This window comes from Caulobacter sp. GW821-FHT11E11 (assembly GCF_058808315.1).
Genome location: NZ_JBXARO010000003.1, coordinates 515,318 through 530,558 on the forward strand (window position 1 = coordinate 515,318; position 15,241 = coordinate 530,558).

At 68.3% G+C, this 15,241-nt stretch carries 13 protein-coding genes; 8 read left to right on the forward strand and 5 right to left on the reverse strand.

Translation table 11 applies throughout. The features are described 5' to 3' along the window. Window positions 1–17: 17 nt before the first annotated feature. Window positions 18–812, reverse strand: coding sequence for a sensor histidine kinase (locus tag AC1RR5_RS09630; protein ID WP_492921133.1), 795 nt, complete (start codon window positions 810–812; stop codon window positions 18–20). 196 nt (window positions 813–1,008) lie between these two features. On the opposite strand from AC1RR5_RS09630, the gene divJ reads away from it, so the two are divergent. Then, the gene (gene divJ, locus AC1RR5_RS09635) at window positions 1,009–2,745 is read left to right on the forward strand and encodes a cell cycle sensor histidine kinase DivJ (protein WP_492921134.1); all 1,737 of its coding nucleotides are present in this window, start codon (window positions 1,009–1,011) and stop codon (window positions 2,743–2,745) included. A gap of 6 nt (window positions 2,746–2,751) precedes the next feature. Here the strand turns inward: divJ and AC1RR5_RS09640 are convergent, their stop codons facing one another. Continuing rightward, the gene (locus AC1RR5_RS09640; protein WP_492921136.1) at window positions 2,752–3,672 is read right to left on the reverse strand and encodes a hypothetical protein; all 921 of its coding nucleotides are present in this window, start codon (window positions 3,670–3,672) and stop codon (window positions 2,752–2,754) included. A 126-nt stretch (window positions 3,673–3,798) separates the two neighbouring features. On the opposite strand from AC1RR5_RS09640, the gene AC1RR5_RS09645 reads away from it, so the two are divergent. Beyond that, window positions 3,799–4,128 (forward strand): DUF1491 family protein, encoded by a 330-nt coding sequence (locus tag AC1RR5_RS09645; protein ID WP_492921137.1) that lies wholly within the window; start codon window positions 3,799–3,801, stop codon window positions 4,126–4,128. 134 nt (window positions 4,129–4,262) lie between these two features. Continuing rightward, a complete protein-coding gene (locus tag AC1RR5_RS09650) occupies window positions 4,263–4,643 on the forward strand; it encodes a hypothetical protein (protein ID WP_492921336.1) in 381 nt (126 codons plus the stop codon). A gap of 4 nt (window positions 4,644–4,647) precedes the next feature. Here the strand turns inward: AC1RR5_RS09650 and AC1RR5_RS09655 are convergent, their stop codons facing one another. Beyond that, complete coding sequence (locus tag AC1RR5_RS09655) at window positions 4,648–4,797, reverse strand: hypothetical protein (protein ID WP_492921139.1); 150 nt, start codon at window positions 4,795–4,797, stop codon at window positions 4,648–4,650. A 252-nt stretch (window positions 4,798–5,049) separates the two neighbouring features. Here AC1RR5_RS09655 and AC1RR5_RS09660 point away from each other — a divergent pair, with 252 nt between their 5' ends. From AC1RR5_RS09660 to AC1RR5_RS09680, 5 genes are all read left to right on the forward strand, one after another. Continuing rightward, window positions 5,050–7,434, forward strand: a complete 2,385-nt coding sequence (locus AC1RR5_RS09660; RefSeq protein ID WP_492921140.1) for a TonB-dependent receptor plug domain-containing protein — start codon at window positions 5,050–5,052, stop codon at window positions 7,432–7,434. Between the two features lie 107 nt (window positions 7,435–7,541). After that, window positions 7,542–9,119, forward strand: a complete 1,578-nt coding sequence (locus AC1RR5_RS09665) for a DUF1570 domain-containing protein (RefSeq protein ID WP_492921141.1) — start codon at window positions 7,542–7,544, stop codon at window positions 9,117–9,119. Further along, entirely contained in the window at window positions 9,116–10,651 is a 1,536-nt protein-coding gene (locus AC1RR5_RS09670) for a DUF1570 domain-containing protein (RefSeq protein WP_492921142.1), read from the forward strand. The genes AC1RR5_RS09665 and AC1RR5_RS09670 overlap by 4 nt, the downstream gene beginning before the upstream one ends. Window positions 10,652–10,653: 2 nt before the next feature. Then, window positions 10,654–12,165: a tetratricopeptide repeat protein gene (locus AC1RR5_RS09675; protein WP_492921144.1), complete on the forward strand. Its 1,512-nt coding sequence runs from the start codon at window positions 10,654–10,656 to the stop codon at window positions 12,163–12,165. A gap of 24 nt (window positions 12,166–12,189) precedes the next feature. Beyond that, window positions 12,190–13,788 carry a peptide chain release factor 3 gene (locus AC1RR5_RS09680; RefSeq protein WP_492921146.1) on the forward strand — a complete coding sequence of 533 codons (1,599 nt, stop codon included), beginning with the start codon at window positions 12,190–12,192 and terminating at the stop codon, window positions 13,786–13,788. Here the strand turns inward: AC1RR5_RS09680 and AC1RR5_RS09685 are convergent. Both AC1RR5_RS09685 and AC1RR5_RS09690 read right to left on the reverse strand, forming a co-directional pair. Next, window positions 13,785–14,603 carry a hypothetical protein gene (locus tag AC1RR5_RS09685; protein ID WP_492921148.1) on the reverse strand — a complete coding sequence of 273 codons (819 nt, stop codon included), beginning with the start codon at window positions 14,601–14,603 and terminating at the stop codon, window positions 13,785–13,787. The genes AC1RR5_RS09680 and AC1RR5_RS09685 overlap by 4 nt on opposite strands. 7 nt (window positions 14,604–14,610) lie before the next feature. Beyond that, window positions 14,611–15,210 (reverse strand): hypothetical protein, encoded by a 600-nt coding sequence (locus AC1RR5_RS09690; protein ID WP_492921150.1) that lies wholly within the window; start codon window positions 15,208–15,210, stop codon window positions 14,611–14,613. Between the last annotated feature and the right edge of the window lie 31 nt (window positions 15,211–15,241).

Consider the following 15,241-nt stretch of genomic DNA (forward strand, 5'->3'; position numbering starts at 1 on the left):
GCAAGGCAAGCTTTGGCCTATGCAGCGGGAAGGATCAGTCGCGCCAGGAAGCCCGCGCCCAGGCTGGACGACAGCTTCAGCTGGCCGCCCATGGCGCGCGACAGAAGGTCGACGATCGGCAGGCCCAGGCCGACGCCCTCGGCGGTGCGGGTCAGGGTCGAGCCGCCCTGTTCGAACGGTTGCAGCAGGCGGGGCAGCTCGGCGCTCTCCACGCCAGGGCCCTGGTCGCGAATGGTGATCTCAACCTCGCGGCCGATCTTGGCGGCGGCGACATGCACGACTCCCCCAGCGGGCGAGTGGGTGACGGCGTTCTGCAGCAGGTTGGTCAGCATGGTCCGCAGACCCCGGCTGTCGGCCAGGACCGCCGGCATGGTCTTCTCGCCGACCAGATGGACGATCACGTCGCGGCGGCGGATCTCGGACTGCAGGGCGTCGACGACATCCTCCATCGCCTCGTCCAGGTTCTCAGGCGTCATCTCGATATCGGTGACGTGGCCTTCGAGACGGGCGATCTCGACGATCTGGTTGACCAGCTTCAGCAGCTTCAGGCCGCTCTCATGGACGATGCCCGCATATTCCTTGTACTGCGGGCTCCCAAGCGGGCCGTAGAGCTCCTGAGAGAGGATCTCGGAGAAGCCGATCACGGCGTTCAGCGGGGTGCGCAGTTCGTGGCTGACCATGCGCAGGAACGACCGCTTGCGGTCGTCGAGAGCCAGGCGTCGACGCTCGATCGCGGCCGCCCGGCGCACGGCCGGATCGGTGTCCGCGAGGGCGGAGACGGTCGAAGCGTCCATGGACGCCAGTTCTGGCATGGTGGGCTCCCGGACGTTCTGTCCGTGACGATTGAACCCGAGACTATCGCCTCAGGCGCTTACGAATCCGTTTCCGTCCACAACGCGTCCACCAGGAAAGGTCGCTCAGCGATTGTGCGGTCTTGGGGGAACGGCTCGGCCGCGTTAAGGTTTGACGACGGTGATCCTTCCCCACCGCGCTTGAAGTCAGCGGCCTTTGGAATTCGAGACGCTTCCAGACCCGATCAGACGCCCAGCCGTTCGCACGGCGGGGTTCGATCCCGCGCATGCATGGCGCCTGGGCTGGCTGGCGGCTATCTGCCTGGCGGCCGCCGCGACCCTGTTCACCGACGCCGGCGGCTGGCCCGTGTGGGCGGCCCTGGGCGCGGGCGCGGTTCCGGCCCTGGCCTCGCTGATCTTTACCCGTGACGACGAGCGCACCCAGTCGCTGATCCTGGTCCTGTGGGCCGTGGGCGGCGCCCTGGCGGCGGTGCTGACCGGCGGCGTCTCCGGCGCCATGGCCGCCTGGTGCCTGGCCCCGGTCGCGGCGGCCTCGCTCACCAATCAGTCCCGTCGCCTGGCCGAAGGCGCGGCCCTGTCGCTGATCGGCGGCTGCGTCGCCGCCCTGACCCAACTTTCCGGCCTGGCCCCGCCCGAGCCGACCGGCCCGTTGGCGTTCGTGCTGGGCTTCCTCGCGCTGGTCACCACGGGCCTTGGCGTCGCCGCCGGCCTGCTGATCGGCCGTCGCCGCCAGGGCGCGCGCGACGATCGCAACGCGTCGGAGATCCTGGCGCTGGAAACCCTGCTGGATGGCCTGCCGCACCTGGCCATCGCCATCAAGGGCCAGGGGCAGGTGACCGCCGTGCGCGGCGCGCCGCCGCCCGGCGTCACCACCGTCGACCTGGTCAATCGCGGCCTGACCGGCGCAGCCGCGCCCGGCGACCGCCAGCGCCTGACCGCCGCCATCGCCGCCGCCCATCGCGACGGCCTGGCCAGCCTGACCTTCAACCCGGCCCTGGGTCTGGAGCGCATCGTCGCGATCGACCTGGTGCGGGTGTCGCCCAACCAGCTGGTCGGCGTGCTGCGCGACGTCACCGCCGAGCGCAACCGCGAGAGCTCTCTGGATCAGGCCCGCGTCGACGCCGAGGGCCTTGCCGCCGGTCGCGCCCGTTTCCTGGCCAATATGAGCCACGAGCTGCGCACGCCGCTGAACGCCATCATGGGCTTCTCGGACATCATGCGCGGCCGGATGTTCGGCCCCTTGAGCGACCGCTACGCCGAATATGCCGAGCTGATTCACGAGAGCGGCGGCCACCTGCTGGACCTGATCAACGACGTGCTGGACATGTCCAAGATCGAGGCCGAGCGCTTCGAGCTGCAACGCGGGATCTTCGACGCCCGCGAGGCGGTGCAGGCGGCCATGCGCCTGCTGCGCGTCCAGGCCGACACCGCCAATGTCCAGCTGCGCGGCGTGCTGCCGCCGGGCGAGCTTGAGGTCGACGCCGACCGCCGCGCCCTGAAGCAGATCGTGTTGAACCTTGTCTCCAACGCCCTGAAGTTCACCCCGCGCGGCGGCCAGGTGACGGTCACGGCCCATGGCTATGACGGCGTTCTGGAGATCATCGTCGCCGACACCGGCGTCGGCATTTCCCCTGAGGACCTCGAGCGCCTGGGCCGTCCCTACGAGCAGGCCGGCGGCGTCGAGCAGCGCGCCAAGGGCACGGGCCTGGGTCTGTCGCTGGTCCGCGCCTTCGCCAAGCTGCATGGCGGTGAGATGATCATCGAAAGCCGCCTGGGCGCGGGCACCAGCGTGTCGGTGCGCCTGCCGGTGCTGCTGACCCCGCTGCGCGCGGCCGCGCCCGAGCCGGTGTCTCTGGAAACGCTGGTGGAAGAGCAGGCTGAAGCGCCGCCCGCAGCCCTGGGCGACAACGTCATCGCCTTCGCGCCGCGCTAAGCGCGTCTAGCGCAGGAACGCCCGGCCCGCCGCGAAATCCCCGACCTCGACATAGGCCTTGCGGGTGACTTCGTCGCCGCGTCCGGTGAAGGCGAACTCCACCGTCACCGCCTCGCGCGGATCCAGTTGCGAGATCGCATCGGCGGCCGCCGTCGGGAAGCGGAAGGCCAGGCCCGTCTTGGCGCCGGTCGGCAGCAGGGTAAGCGGGGCTTCCTCGCGGGTCTCGGCCGTGAACACCCGGCTGGCGTTGCGCGGCGCGACCTTGCCCGAGAGGTTGCGGCCCGCGCCGGGGGCGATGTAGGGGCCCATGGTGCGGCTGGTGTCGCGCACGATGATGCGCGCCGCGTAGGGGCGCTGGCCGTTGTCGAAGGTGGCCACCGTCGTCAGCGCCTGGGCGCGGCCGACCAGGCCGAAGATCAGGCGATCGGCGCCGAAGCTGGAGGGTTGCGACAGCCGCCAGACCGGGATGGTCGACGAGACCGAGCGCTCGGCCTTCCACGAGGCGACATCGCCCGGATAGTTCATGGCCAGCATCTGCGAATAGCCTTCGAAGGCCTTCTTCACACGGCCGGCGGCAACGGTCAGGTCCTTGGAATTGCAGGCCACGCCTGCGGCCTTGCCGCGCGCGCGCTGCTCCAGGGCGGCGACCTGCTGCTCACTGGCGCCCGAGCGCAGGGTCGCGCCGCGCGCCTGGGCGCGGGAGGCGTCGAGGGCAGCCGAGACGGTGGGCGTGAACAGCCGGCAGCGGCCGTCGGCCGCCGTCATCAGCGTGCGTTCGTAGAGCTGGTCGGCGGCGTTGGCGAACAGCACCGTAGGGAAGGCGAAGCTCGCCAACCCAATCGACACCCCGACCCATCGCGCCACGCGACCTTTCTGGTGCGCCTTGAAGCGCGATAGCCGAAAGTGGAAGCCGGTTTCGGCGGCCATCGCGCTTCAAACTCCAGGAAATTCTGTCCGCCTAAATTAGGCGGACAGAGGGGCGTCATTTGCTCGTATGCTTCGAGACTTGAAGGGGCGAGCTATAGAGCCCCGGGGTTTCGGTTCGGTTAGCGGATGCTTCTTTCGACGGATATCTGGGTCGGCGCGTTGATCCGCCGCGCGGAGTTGGGCGGCGCCTTCGCCATGGTGGCCCGCAAGGGCGACCAGCGGGCCGGGGCGGTGCTGGTCAAAGTGGTCGACCGCAAGGCCGGTACCGCCAAGCTCTTCAGCGAGGCCACGCGCGGTGACGGCGAGCGATTCTGGATGCAGCCGGTTCGCTCCGAGTTCGAGCCCGACCTCGACGCCTATGCCGAGCGCGCGGCCCGCATCGACCCCGACGTCTGGGTGGTCGAAATCGAGGACCGAGACGGTCGCCACTTCCTGACCGAGCCGGTCGAGGCCTAGGAGTAATGAATCTCATAGGTGGAGCGTCTGTGGGTAAGTCGACTTAGGCGCGACGTTAACCCTGCTCCTAAACCGGACCTAAAGCGTGTTTCGGGCATTTTGCGCGGGCCTCCAAACTGCTCCCTGTGCCCGCCATGCTTTTCCTGATGAACGACGTGATCCTGAGTTTCGACGCGGCAGAACTGTCGCCGCCGATGACTCGCGACCGTTTCGCGGCGCTGTCGCTCAACTATGTCGGGGAACTGGGCAAGGAGCTGTTCGCGGAAGAACCGCTGCTGCAGCACAAGGATCGCGAACGGGCCGAGCGCCTGGCAGCCCTGATCGTGGCCAAGTCGCCGGACGTCAATGCGGCCCTGTTCATCGCGCCGGGCCGTGGTTGCCTCAAGGAAGATGTCCAGGTGCGCTATGCGCAGTTGAGCATCGAGATCATGGCCACGCTTCTACAGCGCCAGAATTCCGGCGCGCTCACCAATCTCGAAGCCGACCGCCAGGTCTGGCGGCGTCTGGCCGCTTAAAACCTTAGCGACCGAGAACCGGCACCATCGTCATCAGCCAACTGATGACCATTGCCAGGACGACGAGTCCGGCGATGGTGATGCCAAAGCACAGCGCGCTGCCGGCGGGATGCTGCCGGGCGGGGGCGCGATGGTGATGGTCGAGCAGGGCCATCGTTCGATTTCCTCCATTCGTCCGGCGATCTGACGTCGCCGGTGCGGAATACGGGAAGCATGACTCCAAACCCATTCTTCGAATAGGGGCTTTTTGTCGTTTCCCTAGGCGAAATGGACGCAGGCCGGTCAGGGTTGCGCCCAAGGTTTCGGCGAACGCCGTTCCCAGCCTTCATCCAGCCGACATCAGTCCGTCGCCTGTCCGACAACAGCCATCGCTACGCCGCGCTGAAACAAACAGTGCAGGTTCACGATGAAGCTTCTGTCCACCGTCGCCTGGGGCGTGCTCGCCCTGGCGCTCTCCAGCCAAGCCCAGGCGCAGCAAATCGCGAGCGCCGACACCGAGGTCGACACCATCGTCGTGACCGGCACGCGCCGTATCGACCGCACGGCCTTCGAGTCGGCCGCGCCGGTCGACGTCGTCAGCCAGGAAGCCCTGCGCAACACCGTTTCGGACGAGATCATGGACAAGCTGGCGGCCACCACGCCGTCGTTCAACGTCCAGCGCCTGCCGGCCGCCGACGGCCAGGCCTTCGTGCGCCCGGCCACCCTGCGCGGCCTGTCGCCCGACCAGACGCTGGTGCTGGTCAATGGCAAGCGCCGTCACCGCTCGGCCGTCCTCGGCGGTCGCGGCCAACAAGGCGTCGACCTGGCCTCGCTGGGCGCCAGCGGCATCGAGCGCATCGAAGTGCTGCGCGACGGCGCCTCGGCCCAGTACGGCTCGGACGCCATTGCCGGGGTGATCAATGTCATCCTCAGCGACAAGACCGGCTTCGACGGTCACGCCCAGTACGGCCGCTACTATGCCGGCGACGGCGAGAAGACCGAACTGGGCGCGCGCTATGGCGTCGCCATCGGCAGCGGCGGCAGCCTGGTCGGCGCGCTCGACTACACCAATGCCGAGGCCACCTCGCGCACCCGCCAGCGTCCGGACGCCATCGCCTTCCAGGCCGCCAATCCGACCATCAAGGTCAAGAACCCCGTGCAGCGCTGGGGCCAGCCGGACCGCGAAGTCTGGCGCGCCTCGCTGAACCTGGTCCTGCCGGTCAGCGACGCGGTCGAGGCCTATGCCTTCGGCACGTTCAGCGACATGCACGGCGAGACCGACTTCAACTGGCGCAACCCGTCGACCGACACCTCGTACCGCACCAGCCCGCTGTTCCCCGGCTGGTCCCTGAACCAGCTGTACCCGGCCGGCTTCTCGCCGATCTTCGGTCAGGACGAGACCAACGCCTCGCTGACCGGCGGCCTGCGCGGCGACGCCATGGGCTGGTCGTGGGACGCCTCGTTCGGCTGGGGCCGCGACGACGTCGACTACTTCCTGAACAACAGCATCAACGCCTCGTTCGGCCCGCAGTCGCCGACCAGCTTCGACGCCGGCTCGCTGATCCAGAAGGAACAGACCCTCAACCTGGACGCCTCGCGGCCGCTGGAATGGTCGTTCCTGGCCAAGCCGGCGAACCTGGCCCTGGGCCTGGAAGCCCGCAAGGAGACCTACGAGATCCAGGCGGGCGACCGCTATTCGTGGGATGTCGGCCCTGGCGCGCCGGCCGGCCTGCCCAGCGGCTCGAACGGCTTCCCGGGCTACGCCCCCAGCCAGGCCGGGTCGTGGGACCAGACCAGCTATGCTGGCTACATCGACCTCGACCTGCCGATCACCGACAAGCTGGGCGCCGACATCGCCATCCGCCACGAGGACTTCTCGGAGTTCGGCCAGACCACCGACGGCAAGATCGCCGCGCGCTACGAGTTCACGCCGAACTTCGCCATCCGTGGCGCGGTCTCGAGCGGCTTCCGCGCCCCGACCGCCGGCCAGATCAACAACACCCGCACCTCGCAGGGCCTGAACACCACGACGCTGCTGCTGTTCACCTCGGGCCGCCTGTCGCCGATCAACCCGATCTCGCAGGCCTTAGGCGGCAAGCCGCTGGAGCCGGAAGAGTCCAAGAACGTCTCGCTGGGCTTCGTCTTCCGCCAGGGCGGCTTCACGGCCTCGGTCGACTACTACCGCGTCGACGTCGACAACCGCTTCGCCGTGTCGCCGAACTTCACGGTGACCCCGGCGCTGCGGGCCCAGCTGGTCGCGGCCGGCGTGCCCGGCGCGGACAGCTTGACGACGGTCAGCTACTTCACCAACTCGTTCGACACCCGCACCCAGGGCGTGGACGTGGTGGGCTCGTGGCGCGGCCAGCTGCTGGGCGGCAAGGCCGGCGTGACGGCGGCCTGGAACTGGAACGACACCAAGGTCACCCGCTCCAAACTGACCGAGGTCTCGAACCTGGCCCGCGTCAATCTCGAGAACGGCCTGCCGCAGAACGCCGCCAACGTGACGTTCGACTACAGCCGCGGTCGGTTCAACGGCATGATCCGCACCCGCTGGTCGGGCGAGTGGACCGACGCCCAGGCCAACGGCGCAGCCGACCTGATCCAGAACTTCGCCGGCAAGGCCTTGGTCGATCTGTCGATCAGCGCCGAACTGACGGAAAAGCTGAAGCTGACGGTGGGCGCCGAGAACCTGTTCGACACCTATCCGGACGAGGCGACGTTCCAGGCCTCGCGCGGCCTGATCTACTCGCGCAACGCGCCGTACGACACCGATGGCGGCCTCTGGTACGCCCGTCTCTCGGCCAAGTTCTAAGCCTGACTTTTCGAGGCGCGGTCTCGGCCGCGCCTCGAACCCCTCTTGCGTCCCAACGGTGATCCCGCCTAGCCTCAATCGCAGATTGCGGGTTGTGGGGTAGGCGCATGTACAAGCGCAAAATGGCGGCGATCATCGGCCTGTTGGTCACGACAGCGCTGGCGAGTTCGACCGCCTGGGCGGCCAATTCCTCAGGGGAGGGGGCCAAGGGGCGCTGGACCCGTGCCGAGAGCCCGCACTTCACCGTCTATGGCGACGTCACGCCGATCGCCCTCAAGGACTATGTCGTCAAGCTGGAGCGCTATGACGGCCTGTTGCGCTACCTGCACGGCATGCCGCTGGACGGCGACGCGGTGCGCAAGCTGCCGATCTATCTGGTGATCTCCAAGACCGGGTTCGAGACCGTGATCCCGGGGCTGGGGGACGGCGTCGGCGGCTTCTACGTGCCCAGCCCCAACGACGTGTTCGCCGTGGCCTTGCGCGAGAAGGAAAGCGACCACGTCATCCAGCACGAATACGTGCACCACTTCATGCTGCGCTACTTCCCCTACGGCTATCCGGCCTGGCTGACCGAGGGTTATGCCGAGTACTTCGGTAGCGCGGTGATCGACGAGAACAAGATCCAGGTCGGCCGCAACGCCATGCGCGGCGGCGACCTGCGCAACGGCCCGTGGGTCTCGATGGAGAAGCTGCTGAGCAAGCGGCCGTTCGAGCTGACCGGCGGCTCGGAGCCGCCGATGTTCTACGCCCAGGCCTGGCTGCTGACCCACTATTTCATGAGCGATCCGGCGCGCTACCAGCAGCTGCAGGCCTACATGAAGGCTGTCGGCGGCGGCGCCGATCCGATCAAGGCCATGACCGAGATCACCGGCATGTCGCACGGCAAGCTGCAGACGGAGCTGCGCGGCTACATGATGGGCGCGCTGAAGTTCACCGACTACACGGTCAGCAACCTGCCCACGCCCGAGATCAAGCTCTCGCCGATGCCCCCGGCCGCCGACGACCTGCTGCTGGTCAGCCAGGGCCTGCGCCGGGCCGGCCTGTTTGGCAATGACGCCGACATCGACGAGGACGCCCCGGGCGCGACGCCCAAGCGGATCGCCGAGTACAAGGAACAGCTGAAGACCTGGGAGCAGGGCCTGCTGACTCAGGCCCGGCGCGGCGCCGAGCGTTATCCGAACGCGCCGATCGCCCGGCTGACCCTGGCGCGGGCCGAGCTGACCTATGGCGACCGCGAGGCCGGGCTGAAGCTGGCCGACGCCTATGCCGCCGAGCATCCGGAGGATCCCGAGGGCTTCGAGCTGGCGGGCATGGGGCGCATGGCCATCGGCGACCGCGATCCGGCCCGCCGCGCGACGCTGTACAAGGAGGCGGGCCTGAAGCTGGGCCAGGCCTTCAAGCTGGATCCCGAGCGGTTCCAGACGCTGTACGGCTACGCCCTCAGCCGCAAGCTCGATCCGAAATATCCCAGCGACAACGTCCTGAACGTGCTGGACGAGGCCCACATGCTGGCGCCGCAGGTTCCGGAGATCACCATCACTGAGGCCGAGGCCTTGATCACGCGCGGCCAGAATGACAAGGCCGCTGCGCTGCTGCGTCCGGTGGCCAACAACCCGCACGGCGGCAAGACGGCCAAGCAGGCCAAGGCCTTGCTGCAGAAGATCGGCGGCGAGGCGACCCCGTGATCCGCAAGCTCTCGGCCGCGCTGCTGTGCCTGGCCCTGCTGGCGCTTCCCGCGACGGCCAGCGCCGAATGGCGGCGGGCCGAGAGCGAGCACTTCGTGGTCTATGGCCGCAGCGAAAAGGCCGTGCGCCAGTACGCCTCGATGCTGGAGGACTTCGACTCCGTGCTGCGCCGGTTGCACAGGCAGCCCCCGGAGAACGCGCCGCCGATCAAGCTGCCGGTCTATCTGGTCTCCGACCTTGGTCAGCTGCGGCGCGTGCTGCCCTGGGCGCGCGAGGGCACGCAAGGGGTCTACATTCCCGCGACGACCGAAGTGTTCACCATCGCCATCCGCGACGGCGTGTCCGACGATAACGACCAGAACCGCGGCGACGACACGGTGATGCACGAATACGTGCATCACTTCATGCTGCGCTACTATCCCAGCGCCTATCCGGCCTGGCTCGTCGAGGGTTATGCCGAGTACTACATGACCACCGACCTGGGCTGGAACCGCTTCGTCGTCGGCGGCTACAACAAGGGCCGCGCCTATACCCTGGTCGCGCCCGGCTCCAGCTGGGTCTCGATGAGCGACCTGCTGACCAAGCGTCCCGGCGAGTTCGGCAAGTGGGAGACCAACAGCTACTACGCCCAGGCCTGGCTGCTGACCCATTACATCCTGTCGGACCCGGAGCGCCGCAAGAAGCTGAGCCCGTACCTGGAGGCCGTGCGCACGGGACAGAAGCCGACCGAGGCGTGGCAGAAGGTCTTCGGCCAGGACATGGACGGCCTGCGCAGCGCGCTGAAGTCGTATCTGGACCGTCCGCTGCCGGCCGGTGCGCTGCCGCGCCTCACGCCGGCGGAAGCGCAGATGACCGTGACCACCCTGCCGCTCTCGGCGGACGCCCTGTTGCTGGACTACCAGCGGCTGAAGCTGGGCGTGGGCAAGGATGAGCGGCCGGCCGTGCTGCAATCGATCCGCAACGCCGCCGCCCGCTATCCCGACGACCGCTTCGCCCGGCTGGTGCGCGCCCAGGCCGAGACCCAGTTCGGCGACCGCGCGGCGGGGGAGGCGCTCCTGAACGCGCTCCTGGTGGCCGATCCCAAGGACAAGGACGCCCTGGTCGTGCTGGGCGAGAGCCGGCTCATGGTCGCCGACGCCGACAAGGACCACCGCAAGGAGATCCTGGGCGAGGCCGGCAAGCTGTTCGCTCGCGCCTTCAAGGTCGAGCCCGACGACCCGCGGGTGCTGCACGGCTATGCCGAAGCCCGGCAGCTGGAGCCGTTGACCGACAACATGGTCAACATCCGGGTGCGCGCCATGACCCTGGCGCCCCAGGTCGGCCACCTGCGTCTGGACGCGGGCCGGGCGCTGGTCGAGTTCAAGGAATACGACACCGCCCGCACCGTGCTGACGCCCCTGGCCGGCAGTCCGCACGGCGGCCCGGAAGCCGAGGCGGCGCAGGCGATGCTGAAGGCGCTGCCGGAAGAGAAGCCGGTCGCCAAGGCGGCCGGTGGTCCCGAAGAGAAACCGGCGTCCGACAAGAAGGGCTGATTATGCGTAGCGTGATATCGCGGCGGACGTTCGCGTTGAGCGTGGCCTTGGCGCCGCTGGCCGTCTCGGGCCTTGCCCGCGCTCAGGACGCCAGCGACTGGCTGCACATCAGCACGCCGTCGTTCTCGTTGTACGGACACGTCAGCGAGAGGGTCCTGGTCCAGATGGCCAAGGATCTGGAGAGCTTCGCGGGCCTGCTGCGCAGCCTGCATGACGTGGACGTCTCGGCCGACGAGAGGCCGCTGCCGATCTACATCGTGCCGCGCCAGACCGACCTGAAACGCGTGCAGCCGAGCATCACCAATGTCGCCGGCTTCTACAACGCCTCGGTCGGCGACATCTTCGCCATCATCAGCCTGGAAGGCGACACCGAGCGCGGTCGCCAGGTGCTGTTCCACGAATACACCCACCACTTCATGAAGCAGCATGCGCCGGCCGCCTACGCCTCGTGGCTGGTCGAGGGGTATGCCGAGTACTTCTCCACCGTGCTGTTCAAGCCTGACGCCGTGGAACTGGGCCGCACGAGCCCGCGCATCGCCTGGCTGCGGGGGACGACCTGGACGCCGTTCGACCAGATCCTGGGCCGACGGGCGCTGACGGGCGATCGGCGCGACATCGCCGCCTTCTACGCCCAGTCCTGGCTGCTGACCCACTACATGATGTCGGACCCCGCGCGCCTGGCTCGCCTGACCCGGTACGCCACCGCGGTGGCCGCGGGCGGCGATCCGGTGGCGCTGATGCCCGAGGCGGCTGGCGTTCCGATGAAGGACCTGGAGCGCGTGCTCAAGCAGTACATGCTGGCCCTGCCGGGGCGGCGCCTGCCGCGTCCGCCGTCGAGCGCGCAGGCGCTGACCGTCACCCGCCTGCCGGCCTCGGCCGACGATCTGCTGCTAGAAGGCCAGCGGCTGAAGATGGGCGTGCCGCCGGTCGAACGCCCCGCCTTGCTGGCCATGATCCGCGAGCGCGCGGCTCGCTATCCCGGCGATCGCCTGGCCGAGATGACGCAAGCGCGGGCCGAGAACGACTTCGGCGACCGCGCCAAGGCTCAGGTCCTGCTCAAGCACAGGGTCGAGGTCGATCCGCGCGACGTCGAGGCGCTGCAGACCCTGGGCTGGTCCTGCATGCTGCAGGCCCGTACTGACCCCGCCAATGCGGCGAATTACATGCGGGAAGCGCGTGAGTGGTTCGGCAAGGGTTTCGCCGTCGACCCCAACAACGCTTTGCTGCTCTATGACTACGGCGTAAGCCGGCGCGGCGACGCCAACTATCCCAACGACAACACCGTCAACGTGCTGCTGAAAGCCCAGGCGCTGGCCCCGCAGGTGGCGCAGTTCCGCATCGCCGCCGCTGATGCGCTGATGCGGCGCAGCCGCTTCGACGAGGCCGCCGCCATGGTCGAGCCGGTGTTCAACGACCCGCACGCCGGCCCCCAGGCCGCCGAGGCCAAGCGGCGGTTCGAGGAGGCCATCGCGCGGCGAAAGCCGGCCGCGACATCCGAGGAAGGTGACAAGTAGGCTCCGGAGCGGTAACCCCGCGCCATGAGCAAGTCCCCCGCCGCTGAAGCCGCCCGTCGGCGCACCTTCGCCATCATCAGCCACCCCGACGCCGGCAAGACGACCCTGACGGAAAACCTGCTGCTGGCCGGCGGGGCGATCCGCGCGGCCGGCGCCGTGCGCGCCCGTGGCCAGACGCGTAGGACCCAGTCGGACTGGATGAAGATCGAACGCGAGCGCGGGATCTCGGTCTCCGCCTCGGTGATGACGTTCGATCACGACGGCCTGATGTTCAACCTGCTGGACACCCCGGGCCACGAAGACTTCTCCGAAGACACCTACCGCACCCTGACCGCCGCCGACGCGGCGATCATGGTGCTGGACGCCGCCAAGGGCATCGAGCCCCAGACCCTGAAGCTGTTCGAGGTGTGCCGCCTGCGCGACATCCCGATCATCACCTTCATCAACAAGATGGACCGCGAGGCCCAGGACCCGTTCGAGCTGCTGGACGAGGTCTCGTCCAAGCTGGCCCTGGACCCGGCGCCACTATACTGGCCGGCCGGTTCGGGCGGCCGCTTCAAGGGCATGCTGGACCTGCGCAACGACAAGTTCATCCCCTACGCCAAGAAGAGCTCGACCGACGACGAGGGCCACCCGGACCCGATCGCCTTCAAAGGCAATGCGGTGGTCCAGTACCTGGACCCGCAAGAAAAGGCCGAGCTGGAAGACAACGCCATGCTGGTCACCGAGGCCGGCAAGCCGTTCGACGTCCAGAGCTTCTTGGAAGGCCACATGACGCCGGTGTTCTTCGGCTCGGCCCTGCGCCACTTCGGCGTCAACGAGCTCTTGGGCGGCATCGGCGCCTACGCTCCGCCGCCGCATCCGGCCAAGGTCAACAAGGCCGGCGTCGACACCCATGTCGCCCCCGGCGACAACGAGGTGTCGGGCTTCGTGTTCAAGGTCCAGGCGAACATGGACCCCAACCACCGCGACCGGATCGCCTTCCTGCGCCTGACCAGCGGCCGCTTCACGCGCGGCATGAAGCTGAAGGCCCAGAACACCGGCAAGGCCATGAGCGTCAACGCGCCGATCATGTTCTTCGCCAGCGACCGCGAACTGGCTGAGGACGCCTTCGCCGGCGACGTCATTGGGATTCCAAATCATGGTGTTTTGCGGGTGGGCGACAGCCTGTCCGAGACCGGGACTCTACGCTTCGCCGGCCTGCCCAACTTCGCCCCGGAAATCCTGCGCCGCGTGCGCGTCAAGGATCCGCTGAAGGCCAAGCACCTGAAGAAGGCGCTGGAGGGTCTCGCCGAAGAGGGCGTCACCCAGCTGTTCCGCCCGATGATCGGCAGCGACTTCATCGTCGGGGCCGTGGGCCAGCTGCAGTTCGAGGTCATGGCCGACCGCCTGGCCAACGAGTACCAGCTGGACTGTATCTTCGAGGCCAGCCCCTATGCCGAGGCCCGCTGGCTGGGCGGCGATCGGGCCGACGTCGAGGACTTTGTCAGCAAGCACAAGTCGGCCATGGGCCAGGACATCGACGAGCAGCCGGTGTTCCTGGGCAAGTCGTCCTGGGAAATCGGCTATGTCGCCGAGCGCTATCCCAAGGTGCGCTTCGAGCGGACCAAGGAACGCGCCTAGCGGCCCCTGCGACTATCGTCAGGGCCGTCCGCGATCGCCTGCAGGCGCTGGTAGACGGCCTTGATCTCGGGATCGGTCGTGTTGATGGCGTAGGCCTTGGCGGCCGCGCGACGGGCCTCGACCAGGTCAGGCGGTGCGCCGCCCTTGCGCTCGAAACGATCGATCCAGGACGCCGCCTCGACCGTGGCCAGCATGGCGATCTCGGTCTGGGACGCCACCGCCTTCGACGCCCAGAAGTCTCGCGCCGTCTCGATCGCGCGGTTGGGATGGCCGGCGTGCCGCTGGAACCAGGCCAGGTGCAGGGCGATGTCCGACCACGGCGCCCCCATGGCGTTGGCCAGCTGCCGCCACGACTGGGCCAACTGCGCGCCCTGGCGATGCAGCTCATTGCGCTTCAACGCTCGCACCCACGGCCCACGCAAGGCGCGTTCGGGCAGCTTGCCCTCGCGACGCGCCATCTCTGCGGCGTGGACGGCCTCGAGGTCTTCGACCGAAGCGAACGGCCGGGGATACTCCTCGCCCAGCTCCGTCTTCATGCGCTGGTGCAGCTGTTCCTGCGGCGAGACACAGGCCCGGATCGCCGGGACGACCGGGTGGTCGGCCGGCGCGACCAGCAGGCAGTCGGGCAGGCGCGCGAACGGGATGCGGACTCGGCCGCAGACGATCGCCTGGCGAGCCACGTCGACCTGGGTGATCGCCAGCGGCTCGTCGCATTCGCCGTCGTCCAGGGCGCAGCCGACCAGCAGGCCCGGCTCGGCCGCGTCGGTGCGCAGCCAGCGCTGCAGCAGGCGGCCGTCGATCTCGGTTTCGCTCATGGCTTGGTCAGGCGTCCTCGATATCGCGCGGCAAGTGTTCGAGGCTGCGCAGATACCGGCCGTCGGGGTCTTCGTCGACGGCGATCTTGAGGGCGCTGTAGGCGCGGCCTAGCGGCAGCTTCAACAGCATGCCGCGCAGCTCGTCCTCGCGACTGAGCGCCAGCACGCTCTCGAACAGCTGGATGTAGAGGCCGACATTGTGCCGAAGCGGCATGCTGTCCTTGGCCTTCAGGCAGGCCCTGATCTTCTGGCCGCGCGTGAACAGGCGCGTGAAGGCAGTGCGGTCGCCGGAGGCGTAGAGCCCTTCCCAGTAGTCCAGTCGACCCCGCTCGCCGTTGGCCCGGGTCTGGACGACCAGCTTGGCCGAGAGCGCGATGGTGCGCGACAGGCTCTCCAGGTCGCTGCGCGCCAGGGAGAAGGCGGTCAGGATCTCCTGGCTGCGGGTCTGGCGAGCCTGGATGTTGAGGCTATAGGCGATGAAGGCCAACGCGCCCGCGCTCGCCACCGAGCCCAGGAATTCCGCCAGATGTTCGGCCATCCAGTCGCTGGTCGGCGACGCCGACTTCCAGACGATGAAGAGCAGCGAGAGCGTGGTGATGAAGATCATCGCCCGACGCCATGCTCTTGGAAGCTCACCC